This window comes from Nitrospira sp. (genome assembly GCA_037045225.1).
Lineage (GTDB): Bacteria > Nitrospirota > Nitrospiria > Nitrospirales > Nitrospiraceae > Nitrospira_A.
This window is the reverse complement of the sequence record JBAOHZ010000009.1, coordinates 3,468,326-3,492,138: the sequence shown is the minus strand read 5'-3', so window position 1 is coordinate 3,492,138 and position 23,813 is coordinate 3,468,326. Positions and strand designations below refer to the sequence as shown.

Below are 23,813 nucleotides of genomic sequence, written 5' to 3'. Positions count from 1 at the left end.
AGAATCTCCGTGGCATCCCTTTCACTGAGGACACTGCCACGATGCTTGTGACGCCTGAGACGAATCGACGAAACCAGCGGCAGGCGCTCGCCGCCGCTGGCCTGGTAGCCATGGGCACAGGAGTGTGGGGATGGATCGCCGCGCCGCTGTGGCTCCTGCTGGCACTGAGTCCATTCACCTATTGGCTGCTACGACGCCGGACACTCCGGCGGCTCGCAGTCATGCAGCAGCCGTTTCCCGATGCCTGGGAACAGATACTCAGCGCGCATGTGGCATTCTTCGTGGCCATGGATGCGGGAGGCAAGGCGCGTTTTCGGCAGGTCGTGCAGATCTTTCTCGATGAGGTTCGAATCACGGGTATTCGCACCGAGCTCGACGAGACGGTTCGGGTGCTGGTCGCGGCAAGCGCGGTGATCCCCATCTTTGGTTTCCACGACTGGGACTACCATCGGCTGCGCGAAGTGCTGATCTATCCGGATGCGTTCGATGACGACTACCAGAGCGCCAAGGGATCGGATGTGGCCATGCTCGGGATGGTGGGCCTGCACCATTTGAGCGGAGTCATGATTCTCTCGAAGCCGGCGCTCCTGGCAGGGTTTGCCCATCCGTCAGGCAAGCAGAATGTGGGGGTCCATGAATTCGCACATCTGGTTGAACGCGAGGCGGACGACTATGGCCTCCCGCCGGAGGTGCCGTGGATGGTGGTCCGGCTATGGGTACGGTATGTGGCCCGGGAACTGGCTCGCCCGCCGGAGCATCACGCTCACATCAATCGCTATGCCTATACGAATTCACACGAGTTTTTTGCGGTGCTGGCTGAGTATTTTTTCACGTCGCCCGATATCCTGAAACACAAAGATCCCGCGTTGTACGACATGCTGCGGAACATGTTCCACCAAGACCCCGGCGCGCTGCTCTCCGCGCTGCCCGCGCGTGGCCAGGGTCTAGACCGCACTGCCCCCTGCCCCTGCGGGAGCGGCACACGATACGCACAGTGCTGTCGTTCAAAAACCAGCCCCTCGGCGTCCGGGGCTGCCCCCTGACGATAGCCGTGCTCTGACCATCCAGCGAGAGCGAGAGCCCGTCTACGCGTTGCGGGCGACGCCCCCGTGACCGTCGCCTGCTCAGGTGGGAATATCGGTGGTGCCGTCGTAGGAGGCGCGCGATTGGTGGGAGATTTTCAACACGTCGCCGTCTTTCACCACGGAATCGAGTGAGCCGACCTTGCGGTTCACGGTCACCAGCAGTTCGCCACGCACCACGAACGGCGCCAAGGCATCCATGAGGTCGGCATTCCCTTCGATGAGGAGCTTGACGGGCACCGACCCTTCCACGTCCACATCAAGTTCAGGCTCCGTAACCCGCTGTAATAACGTCGGCCCGAGAATCAACACTTTTACCATGGTCTACAGATCCTTCATGAGATTAGTAATAGGAGCGTATGGCTTATAGCATATGACAAGAAGTCAGCGACGGAGTATCCGATACGAGAGACGAACGACGGCTCCCCTCACCCCTGCCCCCGCGCATGGCAGTGCAGGCAGTCCTGCCGCTTGGGATGCTCCACCGGCAAGGGACGAACGCCTGCCGGCACATGGCAGGCCAGGCACTCTTTCTCGACCGTCACGGCCTGATGCGCACCGTTGGCCGGCACCTTCGGGTTGCGGTCACGCGGCGACGGCAACAGGGCCACGCCTCCCACCACGAGCAGCGCCAGCGCCACAAAAATCAGATCTACTTTGCGAAAGGTCATTGGCCGGCTCCTGGTCCTCTCTCGGTTGCTGCGCCCGCCTCATAGGCGTCGTTAAGTAATTGCGCCACATGTTTCACCGCCACGCGGCCACGCATACCATTGCTGAGCTGAATCATGCAGGCCGGGCAACTGGTAGCCACCGTCTCCGCCCCGCTCTGCTCGATATTCCGCCGCTTCCGGTCGAAGACCTTCTGCGACGTGTCGTAGTCTTTCACGATATAGGTCCCGGCCCCGCCCGCGCAGCGATCGGCATCGGTCATCTCCACATAGTCCGATCCCGGCAGCTGTTTCAGCAACTGCCGTGGCTCCTTGGTCACTCCGGCGGCTCGCAGGTGACAGGAGGAATGGTAGGTCACCTTCCCGGTCTGGCCTTGCGGCGTCCCCATCGGCGGATGCTGGTCGGATCGCGCCACGAATTCCGTGATGTGGACCACTTTCTTCGCCAACGCATCTGCCGCCTGCTGCTCCGGGCCACGCTCGAAAAACTTCTTGTATTCCTTGAGCATCAGCGTGCAGGAAGCGCAGCCGGTGACGACCTGATCATAGCCCGCCAAAGACTGCAGATTGAAGCGGGCATTCTCCTTCACCAGATCCACATGCCCGTAGGTTTCGATGGGCGTCCCCGAACAACGCTGCGGAGGAAGTTCCGGCTCGACGTGATGCTTCCGCAACACGGCAATCACCGCATCCCCTACCCCGTCGTCGAAATAGTTCGCCGCGCAGCCATGAAAATAGGCCACGCGAGGGCCGGCCTTGGACTTCAACGATTGCGTGAGCTCTGGATAACGATTGCGCAAATGGGTCGTGGCGAGTGTGGGCAGGACCATCTCCGCCGGCAGTCTCGCCGTGGAGGCGATGCGCTTCATCACCGGCGCGGCCAGGCGTTCGAGCAGCGCGCGCGGAACCGGCCGATCCCACAGTGACTGCGTCCTCGCCAGAAGTTTAAGTATCGCTTCAAATACCGGCAGTTTCGCCTGCAGCGCAAAGAGCCAGCGCGAGCCCTGGTTGGGATGCTCAGCACGCCGCTGGAGGATCAACTCGGACACATCCACCCCGGCCGGACAGATCGTGCGGCAGGATTTGCAATTCAAGCAGGCCTCCACCACCCGCTTCGAGTCGAGGTAGCTATAGTCCTTCGCCGTGACGATTTCGAACCAGCCGCGCGAGCTCATATCTTCCGACTGAAACACGTCGTAGACCGGACAGACGGAGTTGCACTTCGCGCAGGTCGCACAGGATTTCGAGAGCCGCTGGTAGTCGATGTGTTCCGTAAACGGCGTTTCGCTGATCTTGATGCCGGGGTTCATTACATTCGCAGGATCGATCGTCTGCTTCACCTGCACGAAGAGTTGATACAACTCGTCGCCAAACATCTTCCGCACATACTCCGCCCGCACCCGGCCATCGCCATGCTCGCCGCAAATGGAGCCGTCGAACCGGGACAATACCGCTCCGTGAATCTCATGGTAGGCCTGCACCATCTTGTCGAAATCCTGCCGGTCGTTCACGTCGAGCAAAGGCGTGATGTGGGCGTTCCCGTTGCCGATGTGACCGAAGATCGCCACGGGCACCTGTTGTCCTTCGAAGAAGGTTTCCAGGTACCGAATCAATTCACTGATCCGTGTGGCGGGCACCACCACATCGTCCACGAAGTTGATCGGCTTCTTGCGCGGATCGAACCGGTAGAGCGTGGGATACAGGGCCTTGCGGGCTTTCCAGAGCTGGTCGCGCTGCTCCTTGTCATAGGCGATGGTCAGGTCGCCGCACAGTTGATACCGCCCGCAGATGGCAGCCATCTGATCGGCCCGTTCGCGCAGATCGCCTTCGCCGTCGCTGCTATCGAGTTCAGCCAGCAGGGTGGCTGCCGCATCAGCGGGAATGCCATGCGACGACCGCCCGATCAGGTTCAGCGTGTTGGCATCCATGACTTCCAGTGCGCTCGGTCGGAGGCTCAAGAGATGCGGCACCGCCTCTCCGACTTCTTCGAGACGGCGAAAGTGGATCAGCGCCGTCAATGTGCCCTGTGGTTTCGGCACGAGCCGAAGCGTCGCTTCGCTCACCACACCCAACGTGCCCTCGCTGCCGACGAACAGTTTGGGGAGATCAAAGACACCGCGACTCAACCCGTCGGCCAGGCCGAACAGGTTGTACCCGCAGCTATTCTTGCTCACCGTCGGCTTCTTGCTGTCGATCAGGCCTCGCTGCCGCTGAACGAGGTCGAGGATCGGCTTGAGCGACGGATGGGCCGCGAGGGTCTGATCCAACCCCGGATCGTTGAGGTTCATCGAGGACGCGGAGAGCCAGGAGCCGGACGGCAGGCAGACGCGCATGGCCTGAACGTTGTCTTTCACGGAACCATAGATGAGGGTGTGCGGTCCGGCCGAATTGTTGGCGAGCATGCCCCCGAGTTTGCACATGTCGCCGCTGGAGGGATCGGGACCGAAGAGGAGATTGCGTCGCCCGAGCTGCTTGTTCAACTCCGCCAGGACGATCCCCGGCTGCACGCGGGCCCAGCGTCCTTCCTCATTCACTTCGAGAATCCGGTTCAGCTTGGAAATATCCAGAATAATGCCGGAGCCGATCGCAGAGCCGGTGAGATTGGTGCCGGCGGCGCGCGGCGTGAGGGGGATGCCTCGCTCCACCGCAAATCGCACGACGGTCTCGATGTCGCCTTCATGTTCCGCGAGCACGACGGCTTGTGGCTGCATCCGGTAAATGCTGGCATCGACGGCATAGGCGGTCAGTGTGGGCACGTCGTTCCAGACCTTCGCCTGTCCGAGGAGTTGCCGAAGGCCGCTGACGACGACGGATGAGGTGTTGGGAAGGATGAGGGTCATGCTTGTGATTACGTTGCGTTATTGTAGTCGCTCGGCAGAGAGCAGGACAAGTGAGTTGTTGCGTCGGGGGCGATTCGCTAAAATACGTGCCATTCCAACGAGGCGCCATGTCACGTCCCACGCTCTATATCTCCCGGCTGCTGCCCGATCCGGTCATGGCGGCCGCCCGCCAGCAGTTCCAGCTCTTGAACGAGCCACGCGACATCGCGCCGTCGTGGGAGGCCTTCAACGCAGGATTCCACGACGCGGACGCGGCCATCTGCACCCTGACCGATCGCATCGATGCGACCCTGCTGGCCGCCGCAACCAGACTGAAGATCCTCGCCAACTATGCCGTGGGGTACAACAACATCGACCTCGCCGCCGCGACAGCCAAGGGCATTGTAGTCACGAATACTCCGGACGTGTTGACCGACTCGACCGCCGATCTCACCTGGGCACTGATCCTGGCGGTGGCACGGCGCGTAGCGGAAGGCGACGCCTATGTGCGAGCGGGGGCCTGGCCCGGTTGGGCGCCGACTCAGATGCTGGGGACCGATGTGTCGGGCAAGATGCTGGGGATCGTCGGCATGGGGCGGATCGGGCAGGCGGTGGCACAGCGGGCCGCCGGCTTCAGCATGCGCGTCTGTTACAGCGCACGCACCCTGCATGGGCCGGGACAGGTGTCCTCTCACTGGGAACAGCGCGCCCTGCCTGACCTGCTGAGGGCCGCGGATTTTGTGAGCCTGCATGTGCCGCTCACCCCAGCAACTCACCACTTGATCGGTCCACGGCAGCTGGCACTCATGAAGCCCACAGCGTTTCTGATCAATACTTCACGAGGACCGGTGGTGGACGAAGGCGCATTGGTCGATGCGCTCCTGCAACGTCGGCTGGCCGGCGCAGGACTGGACGTCTTTGAACAGGAACCGGTCTTTCACCCCAGCCTGCGCGAACTCCGGCAGGTGGTGGTTCTCCCGCACCTCGGCTCCGCCACCCTTGCGACGCGTGTACGCATGGGGATGATCTGTCTGGAGAATATTGAAGCGGTGCTTGCCGGAAGGTCGGCGCCGAATCAGGTGAATCGCACAGAAGCTCCTCACGTGTAAGGCCGATGCAGGCGCACTGGCAGTCCGTCGAGGAGGCCGAACGAGGCAATCTTCGACTACCCGATCGGATCGGACAAGGAAGCAGATTTGGATGAAGAGTCCGGACTAGTGGCCGGCGAGTGGCAGATGATTGCTCTGACTAGGAACTGACACGTCCGGATAGGTGGCCCCGTTGGCGCCCAGCAGACGAAGCGCTTCCACTCGGCGGGACACGTCGTGGAACGAGGGAATGGATTGATACATGGCCAGCGCTCGCTCGCGGGCACCGGATTGTTCATAGAGCACCGCCAGTTCATACCGTACGAGTTGGGCATTGCCCCCCCGGCAACGCGAATCGGCGATGAGCTTCTCCAACAATTGAATGGCCTGGTCAGCCCGGCTCTGTTCCTTGAGACACAGTCCCATCATCAGGCAGGAATCGACAAAAAACCCTGAGTCCTTCATCGAGCAGACGAACTCTTCTTTGGCTTCCTCTAAGAGGCCCATATCTTTGTAGGCCATGCCCAACGCATAACTCGTTTCCGCATCCACCTGAACGGCAGCCGATGTGGCAGGAACGGGAGCGGGAGGCGGCGGCTCAGGCTCAGCCCGAGAGACAGGCGCAACCGGAGCCAGCTTAGGCGGAGGCGGTGTGCTGACCTGTGCTGCCACAGGAGCCGGTGCGGGGGGCGGCGTGGCGGGAGGCAGCGCAGCCGGCGCTGGCGCAGCGCCCTGCAAACGGAAGGGCATGTCTGCCGCAGGCGCGGCGACGACCGGAGCGGGAATCGGCGCCGGTTGTGGTTCTGCTTCGACCTGGATTGCGACAGGCTCTGCGGCAACCTCAGGTTCGACGACGGGCGATGCATTGGGATCGAACGCCGGCGCAAGCTTGCGAGCGATGGCACTCCCCGGGGCCAGCGCCTGAACCTTCTCGAACAGCTCCGCCGGAAGCGTGGGCATCCCCGGTTCGGGATGCTCCAGCAAAATCTCCACGGCCCGGCCGAAATGCTGCGCCGCTGCCGCGGCATCCCCTTTTTCCTGATAGAGCTCTCCCAGTAATTCCAACATCGGCACGGAGGCCGGTTCGACCTTGAGATAATCGTTAATCAGCGATTCGGCCATGCCATGGTCTTGCGCGCGCAGGGCGGCGCCGGCCAGGAAGCGATACTCCCCCAATGCCACCTGTAGATTCCCCTGCAATAAATGCAGCCGTGCGAGGAGCTGGCAGATTTCAGGGTTGCCGGGCTCGCGGCTCAAAAGCTGGGTCAGCATGGCTTCGGCGCCGGCATACTGTCCTTCTTCAATCCGACGCGTCGCTTCCGCCAGAAGATCGCTGCCTTCACCCGGCTTCGCGGCCGCCGCAGCCGATTTGGCCGCGCGGACCACATTCAAGGGCGCGCTGCCGCCCGCTTTGATCATGGTGATAATTTCTTTGGCTTCGGCGTTCTCCGGATCCAGGCGCAAGACCGCCGCATACATGGCATTGGCCTGATCATACTGCTGCGCGGCCGAGCGCTCCCGCCCGAGTTGCACATAGACCCGCACCGCTTCGTCGAGCAATTTTTCCTGTTCACAGAGTTCCGCGACGCGCAGCTGCGCATCAAGATTCGACGGATCCTGCACCACGATCTTGCGATAAATCTCCAGCGCTTCTTTATTGCGACCGTCTTTGAAGTAGTGTTTCGCCAGGGTCAAATAATCCTGGACGGCGCTGCTCAACAGCCCTCGTTCCGCGTTTAAATCGCCGAGGTGCCGGTAGATGTCGATTCGAGTGGGATCAACCTTGAGAATCTTTTTATACGCGGCAATGGCCTTGAGGACGGAGCCTTCTGAACGGAAGGCCCCGGCGGCCTGCAGAAAGGCGGTAACGGCGTCGGTGTTGGCGTTGCGTTTGAGCTGGAGGTCGCCGATGGTGTTGAGGACGGTCCCGTCGGCTGGGGTATCGATGCTGAGTTTTCGCCACTCAGCGATGGCCGCTTCGTACTGCCCTTTAGAAGCAAAGAGCTGCGCGTTTTGGAGAACTGTTCGGCGATCGACAGCCAAGAAGACTCCTCACCCGACGTTGAGAGTCAACGCTAACAGTCCGCCTTTTCTTTGTCAAACAAATGGATAAAAGAGCAACCGCGCGAATGCGGGGTCTAGAGCGGAGCAGCGCACGCGAGGAAAACCGGCGGCCCCTCCCCTACACGGAGGGGCCGCGGATGACAGAACCCCGGCCGTTAGGACGCCGGTGCGAGATCCTTCAACACGTTCGCCGCTTGCGGCCCCTTGGCTCCCTGGACGATGTCGAACTCGACGTTCTCCCCCTCTTTCAACGTCTTGAATCCATCGCCCTGCAGCGCGGAATAATGCACGAAGACATCGTCTCCGCCATCGAGCCGGATAAACCCGAACCCCTTCCGATCGTTGAACCACTTCACTGTTCCCTTGGTCTTCATACGGTCCTCCCTTCCTCAACGCACAGACATAATGAGCGCATCAGCTCGCCGGCTGAGTCGCATGGCATGGTAATGATGACGATATAAGGAGAAATAATAGCGACGAGCGAGAAAGCTCTTGCGGGGCGTTGAGACAATATACAAGCCGAACCATCGTGACCTGCTGAAAAGTGCGGAGCGATGTACCATGGGGTGAAAATCTTGTCAAGCGGATAGTTCTGGAAACGGACCTTCAATCTGTTTACAAGCTCCGCAGACTCTTCTATAGTGCGGCCATTCATGTCTCCGATGTAGGATTGTTACCGCCCTCGTGCTGCACACCATCCTCGATCGTTACATTTTCCGCGAGCTCCTCTCTCCGTTTTGCATCAGCTTGGCGGCGCTCTGTTTCGTGATGCTCACGAAAGAGTTGCTGCGACTGGTGGAACTGTTGGTGACGAAGGGGATCGGGTTTCTCTCCGTCCTCAAAGTATTCGCGCACTTACTGCCGTCGTTTCTGGTACTCACGCTGCCCATCGCGGGCATCATCGCCACCATCACGGCGTTCGGCCGCCTCTCGCTCGACAAAGAACTCGTGGCGATGCGCGCCGCCGGCTTCAGCCTCCTGCGGCTCTCCCAATCCGTCTTTATCTTTGCCGGGCTGGTCTGCGGCCTGACCTTGGTCATGGCCCAATACGGGCAGCCCTGGAGCAACGTCAATATGAAGAAGGTGGCGCTCAACCTGTTGCGCGACGAACTTGTGCTGGAACTCGATCGCGGCGTGTTTAATGAAGCCATTCCCAAGATGACGATCTACGTACCGGATGCCCAACAGGGGCAGGACAATCGAGGCATCTTCGTGGCCGATGAGCGAAACCCGGCCGATCCCCGCATCATCGTGGCGCAGCAGTACCGGGTGATGACCGATCCGGCGAGCAATCAGGTCGCACTGCGACTGATGAATGGGGTCATCCACAGTCGCCCCCAAAACCCGGAGGAGTATCAGAAGATTTCGTTTACCTCGTATGACCTGAAGATGAGCCTGGGCGCGAAACTCTATGGTGCCGAAGAACGCACCCCGATGGAGGTCATTCGCGCCAAGTTGGAGAGTACCGGCTGGACGGATACCAATGCCCTCCGGCGCTTGATGGAATATTATAAGGATCTGGCCTTCCCGGCGGCGTCACTGGTGTTTTGTATCCTGGGGGTGCCGGTCGGCATCGTCTCCAAACGTTCCGGCAGCATCGGCGGATTTGCAGTCGGCGTGCTGGTGGTCATCGCCTACTATGTCATCAATGTGGCCTGCGAGTTTTTGGTCACCACCCTCTGGATCTCGCCGTTCGCCGGCGCCTGGTTGCCCAACGTGATCTTCACCCTCGTCACGATTCTATGGTTCTATCGAGTGAGCCGGCAGTAACACGATGAACATCCTCTTCCGCTATATGCTGCGTGAATACGTGAAGATCTTCGGCATGTGCTTTGCCGGGTTGATGACCATTTATCTCGTCATCGACTTCTTCGAGAAGGTGCGCCGGTTCCTGCGATACGACGCCCATGCGCTCGATGTGCTGACGTACTTCGTCCTCAAGATGCCGGCCATTTCGTACCAGATCGCACCGCTGGCGGTGTTGATGGCGACCTTGCTCACGATCGGCCTGCTGTCGCGCAGCCATGAAATCACCGCGATGCGCAGCTGCGGGATCAGTCTCTATTGGATCACCTCTCCGTTCTTATTTCTGGGAACGGTCTTGGCCCTGGTGCTGTTTGCCTTCAGCTCGACCGTCATTCCCCTCGCCCTCGCCAAGGCCGAACAGATTAAAACAACCCGGATCGAAAAACGAGAGTTGCCGGTCTCGGTGAAAGCGGCACAGCCCTGGGTCAGCCTGGGCGGCCAAACATTGATGAACATCGACACCATCGACCCAGGCGGAGCCGTGTTGCGAAAGATCCGCCTCTATCGCTTGAGCCCGACGTTCGAGCTGGAACAGATCGCAGAAGCACAGCGGGCGGTCTATTCACCGCAGGGCTGGGTCCTGGAAGACGGCATTCGACGTTCGTTCCGGCAGGATGGCACGGTGTCGGTGAACAGCTTTCAGACGGAACCCTTGCCGCTCGCGCAAATTCCGGACGACTTTACCACCTGGCTGGAACTGGACTCGGAAACGATGACGTTGCAGGAGATTCGGGCTTATGTCGATCGGCTTAAATTAGGAGGCACCATCCTGCCGCGCCTGCTGACGGACTATTATGGTCGGATCGCCTTCCCCTGTGTGACGTTTATTATGGTGGTCGTCGGCATTGCCCTGAGCCTCCGCCGCACCGGGGTGCGCGGCAGCGGCATGGCCATGGGAATCGGGCAGGCCATGGCCGTGGGATTCTTCTACTGGTCGACCCACTCCGTGGCGATTGCGTTGGGCCGCGGCGGCGCCCTCTCGCCGATGCTGGCGGGCTGGATGGCCAATCTGGTATTTCTGACGTTCGGCTTTTATTTGCTCCTGAAAGTGCGTTACTAGGAGCTTGCTGGGTGGGCCATTTGAGCATCCTCTGAAGTGTGCCCCTCATGACCCAGGTGTCTAGGAATCGACTTCTTGCGTGCAAGCTTCAGGGATACTGAACACCTGACCGCCTCTAGCATTGACTGTGGCGCCACCGTACGGTAAGTAGACAGGCCGCACAAGGCATCACCGGCAAGTAGTGAAAGGGTTCTATGTCGACGAGAGTCGTCATCACAGGTCTGGGGGTCGTCTCCCCCATCGGTATCGGGGTGCCGCAGTTCTGGAAAGCGGCGCTGGAAGGTCGATCTGGAATCTCGGCCATTTCCTCCTTCGACCCGTTCCCGCTGGAAGGGTACCGGTCGCGCGTGGCTGGACGCATTCTCGGATTCTCCCCCGAGCAGTATCTCCCCGCAGGCCAAGGCGACCGGGTGGATCGTTATGCCCAGTTCGCCCTCGTGGCCGCCAAGGAAGCGCTGGCGGATGCCGACTTCCACATGGAGCGGGAGGAGCCGCACCGGGTCGGGGTCATCGTCGGCGCCGGCATGGGCGGCATGGTGATGGGCGAACGAGAAATTACCCAACTGTATGAACAGAAACGCCCGCACCGGGTGCATCCGAATTTTATTCCGGTCATTACACTGAATTCTGCTTCCGGCATCGTGGCCATGGCCTATGGCGCCAAAGGACCGAACCTGACAATTTCAACCGCCTGCTCATCGAGTGCCCATGCGCTTGGCCAGGCGATGCATGCCATTCGTGCCGGGACGGCAGATGCCGTGATCGTCGTCGGCGCCGATGCCAGTATCACGCCGCTGGTCTTTGCCGGATTTTGCTCGCTTCGCGCGCTTTCAACGAAGTATAACGATGCGCCGGAACGAGCCTCGCGCCCATTCGATCGCGGGCGAGACGGGTTCGTCATGGGTGAAGGCGCCGGCGCGCTGATTCTCGAATCACTGGCCCACGCGAAGAAACGCAAGGCCCGAATGTACGCGGAAGTGGCGGGCTACGCCGCCACCAGTGAAGCTCATCACATGGTGATTCCACGCGAAGACGGTGAAGAGGTGGCGATCACGATGCGCCTGGCGTTAAAGGATGCGGGCATCACGCCGGCACAGGTCGATTACATCAATGCCCATGCGACCTCAACGACAGTGGGTGATGCCGTCGAGGTGAAGGCCATTCGCCTGTTGTTCAAATCGCGGGCGGACAAGCTGGCCGTGAGCGCAACCAAGTCACTCGTGGGTCACACGCTAGGCGCGGCGGGATCGCTGGCCGGAATTGTCTCGGCTCTGACTCTCACCAGCGGGCAGATCCACCCGACGCTCAACCTTGACGATCCGGACCCGGCCTGCGCCCTCGCGGGACTGTCTGCGGAACCGCAAAGCCGCAAAACGAAGGTCGCCCTGATCAACGCGTTCGGATTCGGCAGCAACAATGCCGCCGTCGTCTTAAAATCTCTGTCGACCTGACCCGGGTCGGGTACCGACATTCATGCACGTGCGGTGTGCCGGCAAGGAACGAAGGAACCGGTTATGGCGAAGACTTCAGACGTTTCTGACAAGATCATTCAGGCGCTGGCGGACTACCTCAAGCGGGATGCGGCGTCGATTCAGACGACCCATCACCTGCGCGACGACCTGGGGTTGGATTCCATGGCGGTCATCGAAATGCTGTACCGCATCGAGGAGGTCTTTAATCTCCAGATCCCCGACCAGGATCTCGCTGGCCTGACCACCGTCGGCCAGGTGATTGGCTACGTGCAGGGCCGCGTGGCACCTCCGAAGGCTCTCGCGAAGGCGGCCGAGAAAACTCCGGCGAAAGCCGTATCGAAGAAGCCCGCAGCCAAACGAGCGACTAAAGGCAAGAAGGCGTAGCCGTATGACGACTGCACCGAGACGCACACCGCTCACGCTCCGCGAACTCCACAGTTATGTCGGAGGAGAACTGGTCGGTTCGCCGGATGCGACCGTCATCGGGGTGGCAAGCCTGGAAGAGGCCGGACCAGGCGATCTCGCGTTCCTCACCTCCGAACGCAACTTAAAATCCCCGCAGACCGCCGCCATCGGGGCCCTACTCGTAGGACGTCGCCTGCCGGAGTGTCCGTCACCGCAACTCGTGGTGGACAATCCCGCCTACGCCTTTGCGCGAGCCGCCCAACAGTTTTTCACACAACCGACCCGCGTGCGCGGCATTGCCCAGGGCATCACCCGTGGCGAGAACGTGACGATCGGCGCGGATGTGTCGATCTGGCCCGGCGTGACCCTCGGAGACCGCGTCTCCATCGGGGCGCGAGTGACCCTCTATCCGGGAGTCTTTGTCGGCGACGATAGCGTCATCGGTGAGGATGCCCTGCTCTACCCCAATGTGGTGGTCCGCGAAGGGTGCCGCCTGGGAGCCCGCGTGATCGTACACAGCGGCACCGTGATCGGCAGCGACGGATTCGGGTACGTCCCGTACCAGGGACGTCACCAGAAAATTCCGCAGCTAGGCGGCGTGCTCATCGAAGATGACGTGGAGTTAGGCTCTAATGTGAGCGTGGATCGCGCGACGTTCGGCAACACCGTTATCAAGCGCGGGACAAAGATCGATAATCTCGTACAAATCGCCCACAACGTGGTGGTCGGTGAGCACAACATCCTCGTCGCGCAAGTCGGTATTGCCGGGAGTACGACGCTGGGGAAGTATGTGATGGTGGGTGGACAGGCCGGCCTCGCCGACCATTTGCACATCGGCGATCAGGTGATGATTGCGGCCAAATCCGGCGTCACGCGAAGCTTGGAACCCAATCAAATCGTCTCCGGTGCGCCGGTGATGCCCCATGCCACATTTCTGAAGGCCCAGGCGGTGATTCCGCAGTTGCCGGAGTTACGGCAACGCGTCCGCGAGTTGGAAGAGCGACTGGCAAAACTGGAACAGGCCCATCAGACTCCCGCCAAACCCCGCACACCTCGTCGCAAATAGCCGGTGCCACCGGCTCGTTAGTTCGTCAACACCGACTTCCAGAAGAAGAGTTTGGCCCAGAAAAATCCTGCCCAAGGCAGGAAACAGGCCGCGATCGGATGGACCGCGCCATACAGCACGCTGAGCATTGATCCAGCGAGCAGGATTGCCAGGCCGACCATATACCCCCCTGGTGCCCATGGCGACCCGCTGGCTTGCGCCTGACTCGCCGCACTTTCTCGTTTGGGACGGCCGCTCTTATTCACCGCGGGCTGCCGCATCCGCGACGCAAACACCTCCGGACGGTTGCTCAGGATCCACCGGTGGTAAGTCGTCTGCACCCATCCAAGCACCCCGCCCAGCAGCAACAGCCCAGAACTTTGGAGAAAGGTGCTCCAGGTATAGGTGTCGGTGGCGATGAGCTGATACCCGAGCCCGCCGACCCCACCGATCATAGAGATCAAGCCGAGGATGCCGGCTGGAAATAACATGTAGGCTTTGATGTAGGCCGTCGCTTTTGCGTCGTGGCCTTCCTGCTGCTTGAGAGAGATAAGTTTTGCCATGGGCGTGATGGTCGTACAATCCCAACCCCAACCGCAAGAGAAAATGTGCCAGGACAGGACAATTTTCATTGGTCGAAGGAGGCAAGATTGTGCGTTGGCCCATGACTGTCTTCTCACTTGTCTGATTGCAAGCCAGGTCCGCGTGCATCGCCCTGTCTCACACCCGACACGCCACAATATCGATCTGAGAACTACTTTGAGCAGACGATCGAGCGGATCCTCCAGCATCGGCAAAGGAACGCAACGCACAGGCTGAACTGGCATCATTTCGCTCTGTCCACAAGAACTGTGGACGGGTTGTGCGCAACCATGTGGATAGAAGCTCGCGCCTTCGGCTGGGAAGGAACGCGCGCAATGTGCTCAAGAATTGGGCGATGCTACGCGAGGATTCTCAGCGGGATCGGAACGTGTTCAACTTTGTGCAGGTGAGAAAATCGTGGGAGTTATCCGACAGGAAAAAGTTCAACGGCCATTAGGCCATGGGCAGAATATCAAAGATTGCCGCCCGCTCTACTCGACCGACATCCACCCACTGCTGGGCCAGCGGAATCAGGGACGCCAATCGCTCTTCCACGACCGCCAGTCGTTCACGGATGACGGTCGGCTTATGCTGGGCTGTGACTCGTAGGAATGTGCGCAGGCCATGCAGGAAGAGACTGATGTTGGCGGCAGACACCCGTTCGGCGGCAGCGGAGAGCGCATCAATTTCTTCGAAGATGGGTTCCAGCGCCTGAGGCGAAAAGACACGCGCTTCACTGCTCTGCGCAACATGTGTGAGTGTGCCCATGACCGTCGGCACATGCGTTTGCATGTGCGCGAGAAACTGCTCGTCCAACTCATCCAGTTCCTGCAACATGCGCCCGATGGCACGGGCATCGACCATTCCGCCCTCTCGTTCCACCTCTCGTTCGGCGCGCTGAATCACGGTATCCAGCACATCCCGCAGCGGCTGCAGCGATCGCCCTCGAGCCAGATGTAACTGCCGCAGGGCCTCAAGTATCGAGGGGGTCGGCGGCGCGGTTGAAACACTCTCACCCAAAGACAGTGGTTCCTCAGGTACCGGCGGCTCCTGGACCATCAGCTCAGGCAAGTCAGTCACGGGTGGCTCGACCACATTGCCCCCTTCGAGATGATCGTGGGGCAGACGTTCGACCGCCTGAATGTCCTGCACCATTTTGCTGATCTCAAGCAGCCCCTCTCGCAGCGATGCAACATGATGCGCCGCCACCGCGCGCTCATGTTTTGCCGTAGCCTGGAGCAGCGGCAGCAACCGGGTCGCCATGTCTTCCACCGCCGTGAGACCAACGGTCGCGGCGGATCGCGCGAGGCTGTTGACGCTCTGCCATAAGATCGTAGAGAGTTTTGTGCGGCGCGTTTGTTCACTCGTCGTATCCAGCCGCTCCAAGGCCGTCTGGATCTGGTTCAGCCATTCACGAGCCTCCAACACAAACAGACCAACAATCTCCCGCCGAACGTGTGGCGTCTGATCCATAACCTCCGTCGTCGACGGAGATTGAATTGAGGGAGCGGAGGCCTTCGGCTGGGCGACAGCTGCCTGAATGACACCGGCAATCGCATCCAGACTCTCGAGAAGCGCCGCGAACTGATCCGAAGCGGTGGTTGTCGCTGCCGAAGACTCAGCAGGCGTCGGCGCCGAGGCGAAGGTGACGCGTTCCAAGGCCGGGGAATCGATGGTCTCCGCAACCGACACGTGCGGCAACACACTCAAATCCAGATACCGCGGCGACTCAGATCCGAACCTCTCCTGCGAATCCGTGACACGGAGAACCGGGCGCGATGGATACTGAGGGGTGATCCGCACCACCACACCTTCTTCCCCGCTGCTCAGGCGTACCGTGGTGCCCAAGGGATAGACGGAAAGTTGCTCCACGAGAGCCTTCATGATTTCACGAGGAAATGCCGTACGTTCTGTATTCAACAACTCGCGTATGGCTTCGTGCGGAAGGAGGCGTCGACGGTACGGACGTGGACTGACCAGCGCATCGAAGATATCGACGAGCCCGATAATCTGCGCCAACTCATGGATTTCCTGATCTTTCAGGCGATTCGGGTACCCTTGCCCTCTCCCGCGCTCATGCGCCTGCAACACCACTTCGGCCAGCCAGGCATACTCCGCACCGAGCTGCTCAATCACACGGCATCCCAAACGAGGATGTTGTTCAACCAGCGCCCGTTCATCGGCGGTCAGACGACCGGTCTTCGTGAGTAGTTGCTGCGGAACAGCGAAGATACCGATGTCGTGTAGAAGTCCGGCCAATGCGAGTCGCCGCAACTCCGCACCATAGTAGCCAAGACCGACACCGACTTTTGTGGCCAGAATACTGACATTGACGAGATTGGTGACCAGCGGAGGCCCCACAGGGCTGGACAACGCCTCGACGACCAATTGATCGTTCGCCTGGATTGATTCGACGATCTCGCCGGCAAGCTGGCTCAGCACCGTCACATTGACCGGCTCTTGCCGTTGTACCGCGGCGGCAATCTGCATGACCGCGTCCTCAGCCTGCCGATAGTGACTCACTTCTATTCCCTCTCATCCTCCAGCTACCGCACGTGCCCGCGCGATGACCGTCGGTTCTCACAAGAAGTCTGTGTACGCTCCACACGCCACATCCCAACGATACGGTCTGAAAGCAATTCCACCGCAGGATGGCTCCCCGGCTCGCTGACACGCCGAAAGAAGGTCTTCGTCTGGCTGGTCTTAAACAGACCGGAGGCTCCTCAGGCGACCAGCGGCAGCCGGCTCATCACATCCCGCTCCTGCTGTCCGACGCTGATCCACTCCTCGATCATCGTCGCCACGGCAAAAATGCGAGCCTCCACGGCTTGCACGCGCTGAGATGCAATCACAATGCGACGTTGACCGATCAAGGAGAGGAAGCTTTGAAGGCCGGTAAGAAAGGTGACGAGCGGGGTCGCATTCGCCTGCTTCGCAACCCCCTGAAGCTGTTCGACCTGTTGCATGCAGGTACTGAGCACCTGGCTGGACTGCGATGCCCCCTCGCCTTCTACACGAAACTGGTTCAGGCTTTGAGCGATATCGGGCAACGCCTGTCGTAACGAATCAAGGCACTGTGCATCCGCGCTCTGCAGTTCACACAACAGCTGCTGAAACACCGCCACTTGCATCTGGCTGACCCCTTGCTTCGCCTCGTGTTCCAGGCGATGCATGACCTGAGGAATGAGGCTGCGAGAAGGGCTCCCTGTGATGCTCTGTTCATCCTGAAGCCGACGTAGCGCGTTAAGCAGGGTCAGGAAGTCGACGGCCGGTTCCGGAGGCGCCGTTTGCGCCGGACCGAGATCCAGAGAAAGTCCGGTGGCTATCGTGACGGAAGTGACGACCAGACGAAATTGTTCACGGACGGTGCGGAAATCCTGACTGGTGACCGTCGTGCGATCTTTTACGGTATCGATGAAGGGAAGAAGCGCGAAGGTGGCGCGTTCGACATCGGGAAGATTTACCGTGGCGGCGGACCCCCCGAGACTGGTGATGCCACGCACCACAGCATCCACCAGTTGCCTGTGTCGGTCCGTATCCGGTTGGCCTTCGAGCTCGGCCAGGGCCGAATGGATCTGGCCCAGCCACTCTTGGGCCTCTTGTCCGAATAGATCGATCAGTTCTTTCTGAAAATCGTCTTCAGTTTGTTCTGGTTCGGTGGACACAGTGACATCCTGCCTATGACACGTCGGCTCATTTGAAACAGCGAACGAGCGACGGCCTTCCTAGCGTTTTCCATTCCCGAGTTGCGAGGCCAGCCCCGCGATTTCACCCAACTTTCTTGCCATATCTTCGAACCGGCGAGTGGACTGCTGAGCCATATGCTCTGCCTCCTCCGCACGTTTCGTCAGTTGCATCGAACGCTCTTGTTCTGCGGCCAGTGCGAGGTCCAATTCACGGGCCCGCTCGGCAGCCACTTCTAACTGTTTTACCTGCATCAATAGCGCCGAGGCAGCGTCTCTCTCAGCCGACAGGGCCGACTCCCCCTCAAGCAGTTCGGCACGAGCCTTTGCACAGGCCTCCTCTAGTGCCGGCACCATGCTCGCGATGGTCTCCAGCTCGGCACGTTCGTGGCGTTGGATCTGCGCGGTCTCACGCTCAGCCGCCAAGGTCGTTTCAAGTTCGTGCATACGCTGTTCGGCTTGCTCAAGGCTGGTGATTTGTTGCACCAATTGCGTCGCGGCTTCCCGTTCAGCCGCCAGATGCGCTTCCAGTTCCGCAATTCGAGCGGCTCGACGCGCCCCTTCAGCAACCTCTTGAGACAGCTGCTCCGCGCGCCCCTGCGCTTCAGCCAGGGCCGCTTCCATGTCTCCGATCCGGTGTACCTGCCTCGAGACTTCTTCCAGTTGCTCCGATAACGTGGCGCACTGTGCCCGTTCAGCCGCCAGGGTTTGATCCAGGACCTGCGCTTGTGACGAAAGGGCTGCAACTTGCTCGCGCTGCTCATCCAACAGACGTTGCATCTGTTCCTGATTCCGTCGACGTTCATCATCCAGCTGTGCTTCGAGGGCCAAGATTCGAGCATCACGCTCGGCCAGGATTGCCTGCTGTTGCTTGTGGGCCTGTGCGGACACATCCGGTTGAGTGGCGTGGACTGCAGGAGCTGGCCTCAATACCGCTTCGCTCGTCATCAGTATTGGCTCGGGCTCTTCCGCACGCACCGCGAGCGGCTCGGGGATCGGCTGATGTCTGCCGTCTTCGACCGAGGTCGGCTTCGTGTCCTTCGGCACAAGAACGATCGGTGCGGCAGCAACGGTCTCGGTGATCGACGGCTCGACTGCGGGTTGACGTTGTGGCTGTTCCAACTCAGGCACAGATTTCTTCGGGCGCTTACTGAGTAGGTCCAACACGCGATCCTTCAGGGACGATCCCTGAAACGGTTTCTTCAGGACACCATCCGCTTTACAGGATTCCGCTTGCCTCGCCACCTCATCGTTCACAATCCCGCTGATCAGCAACACCGGAAGATCGGCCAGATTGCTCTGTGCTCGAATATACGCACACACCTCATACCCACTCTTGTCCGGCATGATCACATCGGAGACAATCAAGTCCGGGCGATCCTTACTTAAGAGCGCAAGGGCTTCCGATCCATTCGCCGCAAGTGTGACACCCATCCCAGCCTCGGTCAGGAGTCGCTCGGCTACCTTACGCACTGCGATACTGTCATCGGCAATCAGAATCTTTGGCATGTTGTTCCTCTACCCGCTGCAAGGCTCATCACGCAGAACGGTTCGATGAGACCCCTAAGGTTGTCAGGTTGATGATCGGAAGTTCTTCATCTCCAGCGATACAGCTTCCGGCCATGTCTGGATCATTGCCGGCACGATACTGCACAGCCGACCGCGCAATTGTGTGTAAGGAAGGAACATGGGAATCGATGCAGATGGCGAGGGGACCGTCCACATGTTTGACCACCAAACACAGACAGTCGCGCTCCTCGACAAGACGATTCAACTTTGCCGCAAGGTCAAACACCGGCAGACAGCCTCTTTCTTGCCTGACCAGACCGACCACAAACGGCGTCTCGCTCGGGACAACTATCGTCCCGGGCCACGGCATGACCCCGCCGATCTCATCGGTTCTGGCGGCCAGACGTTGGCCTCCGACCGAGAAGACGACCATACTCTGCATCCGCGCCTCAGGGGCCCCCTTCGAGCCTGCAGGTATCTGTCTGTGTCGCTGCGCACGTAACATCGTTGATCCTCTGTGTCTACGTAGCCGATCCTGTTGAGACCGGGTGGAGGTCTTCCAAGACCGCCGAAGCCAGCTTGAGTCTGGAATCGAATTCGCCTGGCCGACCATTCGAGACCTGCAGGGCAAACACCTCCAGGATATTGTTCCGAGAGGGAAGCTCGAGCACCCAAAATGGATTCACAATGAGGGCGACATACGAGGCTTCGACGAAAAAGCCTAGCAATCGCTCCCGCTCCTTTCCTCGAAACTGCGCCGGAAGGGGCTGAATCAGATCTCGCTCAACGTCGATGAGACCGAGCACCTTCTCCACCGCAAAACATCGCGCGCATCCCTCGTTGGCATAGAGAACGAGCCTGGTCTCAGCCGTCAGACCCGTGGTTCGGATGGAGAACCGATCGGCAAGATCGGTACGATCGTACACCGCGTGGCCCCACGTGACCGCCCCTCCCCCGCTCGCCTCACCAGGTGTGACAATGCCGCGAACCCAATGGGAGGGAAAGGCCACATGCGTCGACCCGATCAGAGAGACAAGAAACCGGATCACCTGCCCGCGTGACTCCCTCAATGCGTTATGCCCTCGAAGCCCCATGGTTGCCCTTCATTCGCCCGCAATGGCGCACTTCGACCACACGCGGTTACTTCTTGACGGCGGATTCACGCCCTGCCCACTTACGGACTTCTTGAATCAAGGCCCGTTCCTCAACTGGTTTGGCAATGTATCCTGACGCGCCCACACTGGCAGCCATCTGACGATGTTTTTCTCCGGCTCGCGTGGTCATGACAAGGATCGGCGTCGCCTGGGTTTGAGGTCTGGCACGAAGAGCTTGAATCACTTCGAACCCGTTCAACTTCGGCATCTCGAGATCTGTGATAATGACCTGGTAGTTCTGGACTAAGGCTTTGCGACACCCTTCCTCACCATCGGTCGCGGTCTCGACGGTATACCCGGCGGATTCCAACATGCGGCCAACAAACTTTCTGATACTCAGCGAGTCGTCGATCAGCAACAGTGGGAGTTGCTTGTCCGAACTCTGCGTCGAGGACGTCTGAGCCGGCTCGTCGAGCATCGGCGAGGAGACAGGGCTCTGAAGAACCGCCAGGGACTCGTGATACTCCCGAGTGGTCAGACGGCTGACATCCAGCACCAGGACTACGCGTCCTTCCGGATCGATGGTCGCACCCCCGAATACGGATCGATCGTAGGGTTTGAGCGCCCCCAGGGATTTAATGACGATTTCCTGGCGACCCAACAATTCATCGACCGCGCAACCGAGCACACCAGTCGATGTCCGAACCACGACCACCGGAGTGGCTTCTTCAATCATGCCGGCCTCCCGGCGAATCAGGCTTCCGAGCGGATGCACCTCAATGGCTTCGTCGCCGATCTGCAAGACGGAACGGTCCCCCATACGCTGGATGGTCGTCGCCGTCGACATGGTCACCTCCCGCACACTCGGAAGAGGAATCGCATACCGTTCTTTTCCAACTCGGACGAGCAGGGCAGTCGCGATCAACAATGTGAGCGGCAAATGCATCGTAAACTTGGTGCCCTGCCCGTAGACTGACTCCACTTCAATGTGGCCGTTCATCGTCTCGATGACTCGCTTGACCACATCCATCCCGACACCACGGCCAGCTTGGCCTCCGACGGCTTCGGCAGTAGAGAATCCGGGCAGGAAGATAAACTTGATGACTTCACTTTCCGGCAAGGATGCAACAACATCCGCTCGTACGAGCCCCAACTTCACCGCCTTGGCTCTAATTTTTGCGATGTCGAGGCCTGCGCCATCGTCCTCGACTTCAATGAGCACCGAGTTCCCGCGATGAGCCGCATGGAGATAGATGGTGCCGACCGCCGGTTTCCCTTGGCTACGACGAATTCCCGCCGGTTCAATGCCGTGGTAGACCGCATTCCTCACCAGATGCACCAGCGGATCGACGAGCCGCTCGACGACACCGGTGTCGATTTCAGTATGCTCTCCGGACGTAACCAGATTGACTTCTTTCCCGGTGGCGCGAGCCATTTCTCGGGCCGCGCGCCGGAACCGCGTAAAGGGCGTCCCGATCGGGACCATCCGGGCGCGAGCGATTTCATCGCGCATGCCCAGCGTCAACTGCTGCAATGACCCCATATCATCCTGGGCACGATGGATCGACCCGCTCAGCTGCGCCATCGACTCGGTAATGTCGGCCGTGACCTCACTGATGCGCCGGGCCAAAATATTGAAGTCGTCATACTTATCGAACTCCAAACTTCCGAAATCACTCACCCCCGGGAAGCCTTGTGGCGGCACATCGCCGGGTGTCGTGGGAGACGGTTGAAAGGAAAAGGTATGCTTGTCCTCGAACGTCCGTACGGCTTCGATCAATCTTGATTTATTCGACAACACTTGCGTGGCCAATTGATCCAGCGTGCGTAGCCGCTGCTCGAGACGGCCGCGATCGATGACCAATTCACCGACGAGGTTCAGGAGACGTTCCAAACGTTCCCGGCTGACACGGATCACTTCCCGCTCTTCACCGGCTTTTCCGTCTGCGCCCTTGGCCGACTCCGTGCCATCGGACTCGCGCATCTCTTCGACTGGAAGACTTTCGGCGGCCGAGGACACGACCTGTTGCCCGTCATCGGCTGTCGCCTGGACTTGTCCCAGCAGCTGTAACTCTTGTAACGACGCTGCAAATCGTTGCCTGGTGCGCCCCACCATGCCGGCGTCGCGCCGCATGAGAGCCCGGACGACGTCGATCGCACGCAACAACACGTCCGTATGGCCGGGAAGCAGTTCGAGCGTCCCTTCGCGAACGGCGCCCATAAAGTCTTCAATATGGTGCGTCAGATCGCCGATGGATTGGAAACCCACCGTGTACGCGGAGCCCTTCAGCGTATGCGCCGTACGAAAGAGTTGATGGATCGTCTCAGGGTTCTCCGCGTCCTTATCCACCCGTAGCAAGTCGGCTTCGAGACTCTCCAGATATTCCTGCGCTTCCGGCGCAAAATAGGACATCACCTCAGCATCAAGGACCGGGATCAAATACTCTTCCGTGAGCTCCTGCGTGCGGGTCGGAATGATGGCTTGAGCCGATAGTTCTGGACTGGGCAAGGTAACGGGCACGGGATTCTCAACCGCTATTCCATCAATACGACTGTGCGGACCCACCGCCGCCTCAGCCTGACTGACACCTTGCTCCATTGCGTGAAGCTGCGTCACGATCGCAGGCACATCCTGGCGCAGGCGTGGCAACAACTGCGCATCACGCGCCATCAGATTTCGAATCACGTCCACCGCTTGGCGGAGAATGGCGATCCAATGCGGGGCGATCGTGACAGCCCTCTCGCGGACTGCACTCATGCACGTTTCAATCGGATGGGCCACATCGCCCACGACGTCAAATCCGACGGTGTAGGCCGAGCCTTTCAACGTATGCGCGACCCGATACAATTGATAAATCGTATCAGCATCGACCAAGTTGCCTTCCAGGCGCTGGAGGAGAGTCTGAATCGTGCTGAGATACTCCTCGGCTTCCGGCGAGAAGTACGACAAGACTTCACCATCAATGGCCGGAATGAGGTATTCATCCGCCGGCTCGACGGACAACTGTGCCGCCTCCGCCGACGACTCCATCGAGAGAACCGGCATCAGTTCGGAACATCGCCGCACAAATCCCTCCACCACAGAAGGATCTTCCCCACCTCCGCGCCCGATGTCCTCTACCTGAACTCGATAGGAGGCAGCGATCTCCCGCATCAATTGCAGGACTGCGGGCCATTGAGCAGAGGATATTTCCTGAACATGTTCGAGCGCATCTTCGAGCAACGCACCGAGTCGGCCAAGGGCAGGAAATCCGTACAACAGCGCCGCACCCTTCAGCTTGTGACCGACCGCATGGAAGTCGGCCACATCGCTCGGTTCAGGCTGCGCCTTCCCCTCGGGATGTAACGCGTTCCAAAAGCAACGCATATCGTCACCGGCCTCGGCAACGAATATGCCCAGCAACTGGTCGCGATCAAAATCTGCGCTCATTGACCC

Annotated in this window: 19 protein-coding genes; 7 read left to right on the top strand and 12 right to left on the bottom strand. The window is 59.9% G+C overall.

Annotated elements, in window-relative coordinates; translation table 11 throughout:
* Positions 1–41: 41 nt before the first annotated feature.
* On the top strand, positions 42–1,043 hold the full coding sequence (locus V9G17_17370; protein MEI2754366.1) for a zinc-dependent peptidase: 1,002 nt from the start codon (positions 42–44) through the stop codon (positions 1,041–1,043).
* Between the two features lie 81 nt (positions 1,044–1,124).
* Here V9G17_17370 and V9G17_17365 read toward each other — a convergent pair whose 3' ends face one another.
* From V9G17_17365 to V9G17_17355, 3 genes are all read right to left on the bottom strand, one after another.
* The gene (locus V9G17_17365; protein MEI2754365.1) at positions 1,125–1,403 is read right to left on the bottom strand and encodes a hypothetical protein; all 279 of its coding nucleotides are present in this window, start codon (positions 1,401–1,403) and stop codon (positions 1,125–1,127) included.
* Between the two features lie 107 nt (positions 1,404–1,510).
* On the bottom strand, positions 1,511–1,753 hold the full coding sequence (locus V9G17_17360; protein ID MEI2754364.1) for a hypothetical protein: 243 nt from the start codon (positions 1,751–1,753) through the stop codon (positions 1,511–1,513).
* A complete protein-coding gene (locus tag V9G17_17355; protein ID MEI2754363.1) occupies positions 1,750–4,590 on the bottom strand; it encodes an FAD-binding and (Fe-S)-binding domain-containing protein in 2,841 nt (946 codons plus the stop codon). The genes V9G17_17360 and V9G17_17355 overlap by 4 nt, the downstream gene beginning before the upstream one ends.
* 107 nt (positions 4,591–4,697) lie before the next feature.
* Here V9G17_17355 and V9G17_17350 point away from each other — a divergent pair, with 107 nt between their 5' ends.
* Entirely contained in the window at positions 4,698–5,678 is a 981-nt protein-coding gene (locus V9G17_17350; GenBank protein ID MEI2754362.1) for a D-glycerate dehydrogenase, read from the top strand.
* Between the two features lie 105 nt (positions 5,679–5,783).
* Here V9G17_17350 and V9G17_17345 read toward each other — a convergent pair whose 3' ends face one another.
* Together V9G17_17345 and V9G17_17340 are read right to left on the bottom strand one after the other, a co-directional pair.
* Entirely contained in the window at positions 5,784–7,700 is a 1,917-nt protein-coding gene (locus tag V9G17_17345) for a tetratricopeptide repeat protein (GenBank protein ID MEI2754361.1), read from the bottom strand.
* Positions 7,701–7,876: 176 nt separating this feature from the next.
* Positions 7,877–8,095 (bottom strand): cold shock domain-containing protein, encoded by a 219-nt coding sequence (locus V9G17_17340; GenBank protein ID MEI2754360.1) that lies wholly within the window; start codon positions 8,093–8,095, stop codon positions 7,877–7,879.
* Positions 8,096–8,405: 310 nt separating this feature from the next.
* On the opposite strand from V9G17_17340, the gene V9G17_17335 reads away from it, so the two are divergent.
* The 5 genes from V9G17_17335 to lpxD all read left to right on the top strand — a co-directional run bounded on the left by V9G17_17335 (position 8,406) and on the right by lpxD (position 13,530).
* Positions 8,406–9,491 (top strand): LptF/LptG family permease, encoded by a 1,086-nt coding sequence (locus tag V9G17_17335; GenBank protein MEI2754359.1) that lies wholly within the window; start codon positions 8,406–8,408, stop codon positions 9,489–9,491.
* Between the two features lie 4 nt (positions 9,492–9,495).
* On the top strand, positions 9,496–10,587 hold the full coding sequence (gene lptG / locus V9G17_17330; protein MEI2754358.1) for an LPS export ABC transporter permease LptG: 1,092 nt from the start codon (positions 9,496–9,498) through the stop codon (positions 10,585–10,587).
* Between the two features lie 194 nt (positions 10,588–10,781).
* Positions 10,782–12,038, top strand: coding sequence for a beta-ketoacyl-ACP synthase II (gene fabF, locus V9G17_17325; GenBank protein ID MEI2754357.1), 1,257 nt, complete (start codon positions 10,782–10,784; stop codon positions 12,036–12,038).
* Positions 12,039–12,101: 63 nt separating this feature from the next.
* Positions 12,102–12,443 (top strand): phosphopantetheine-binding protein, encoded by a 342-nt coding sequence (locus V9G17_17320; GenBank protein ID MEI2754356.1) that lies wholly within the window; start codon positions 12,102–12,104, stop codon positions 12,441–12,443.
* A 4-nt stretch (positions 12,444–12,447) separates the two neighbouring features.
* Entirely contained in the window at positions 12,448–13,530 is a 1,083-nt protein-coding gene (gene lpxD / locus V9G17_17315) for a UDP-3-O-(3-hydroxymyristoyl)glucosamine N-acyltransferase (protein ID MEI2754355.1), read from the top strand.
* A 17-nt stretch (positions 13,531–13,547) separates the two neighbouring features.
* Here lpxD and V9G17_17310 read toward each other — a convergent pair whose 3' ends face one another.
* The 7 genes from V9G17_17310 to V9G17_17280 form a co-directional block, all read right to left on the bottom strand.
* Positions 13,548–14,072: a hypothetical protein gene (locus tag V9G17_17310; GenBank protein ID MEI2754354.1), complete on the bottom strand. Its 525-nt coding sequence runs from the start codon at positions 14,070–14,072 to the stop codon at positions 13,548–13,550.
* A 472-nt stretch (positions 14,073–14,544) separates the two neighbouring features.
* Positions 14,545–16,614 carry an HD domain-containing phosphohydrolase gene (locus V9G17_17305; GenBank protein MEI2754353.1) on the bottom strand — a complete coding sequence of 690 codons (2,070 nt, stop codon included), beginning with the start codon at positions 16,612–16,614 and terminating at the stop codon, positions 14,545–14,547.
* Between the two features lie 200 nt (positions 16,615–16,814).
* Positions 16,815–17,756: a hypothetical protein gene (locus tag V9G17_17300; GenBank protein MEI2754352.1), complete on the bottom strand. Its 942-nt coding sequence runs from the start codon at positions 17,754–17,756 to the stop codon at positions 16,815–16,817.
* 60 nt (positions 17,757–17,816) lie between these two features.
* The gene (locus tag V9G17_17295; protein MEI2754351.1) at positions 17,817–19,283 is read right to left on the bottom strand and encodes a response regulator; all 1,467 of its coding nucleotides are present in this window, start codon (positions 19,281–19,283) and stop codon (positions 17,817–17,819) included.
* 28 nt (positions 19,284–19,311) lie between these two features.
* Positions 19,312–19,716 (bottom strand): chemotaxis protein CheW, encoded by a 405-nt coding sequence (locus V9G17_17290; protein MEI2754350.1) that lies wholly within the window; start codon positions 19,714–19,716, stop codon positions 19,312–19,314.
* An 88-nt stretch (positions 19,717–19,804) separates the two neighbouring features.
* Entirely contained in the window at positions 19,805–20,377 is a 573-nt protein-coding gene (locus V9G17_17285; protein ID MEI2754349.1) for a hypothetical protein, read from the bottom strand.
* A gap of 46 nt (positions 20,378–20,423) precedes the next feature.
* Entirely contained in the window at positions 20,424–23,807 is a 3,384-nt protein-coding gene (locus V9G17_17280) for an Hpt domain-containing protein (GenBank protein MEI2754348.1), read from the bottom strand.
* Between the last annotated feature and the right edge of the window lie 6 nt (positions 23,808–23,813).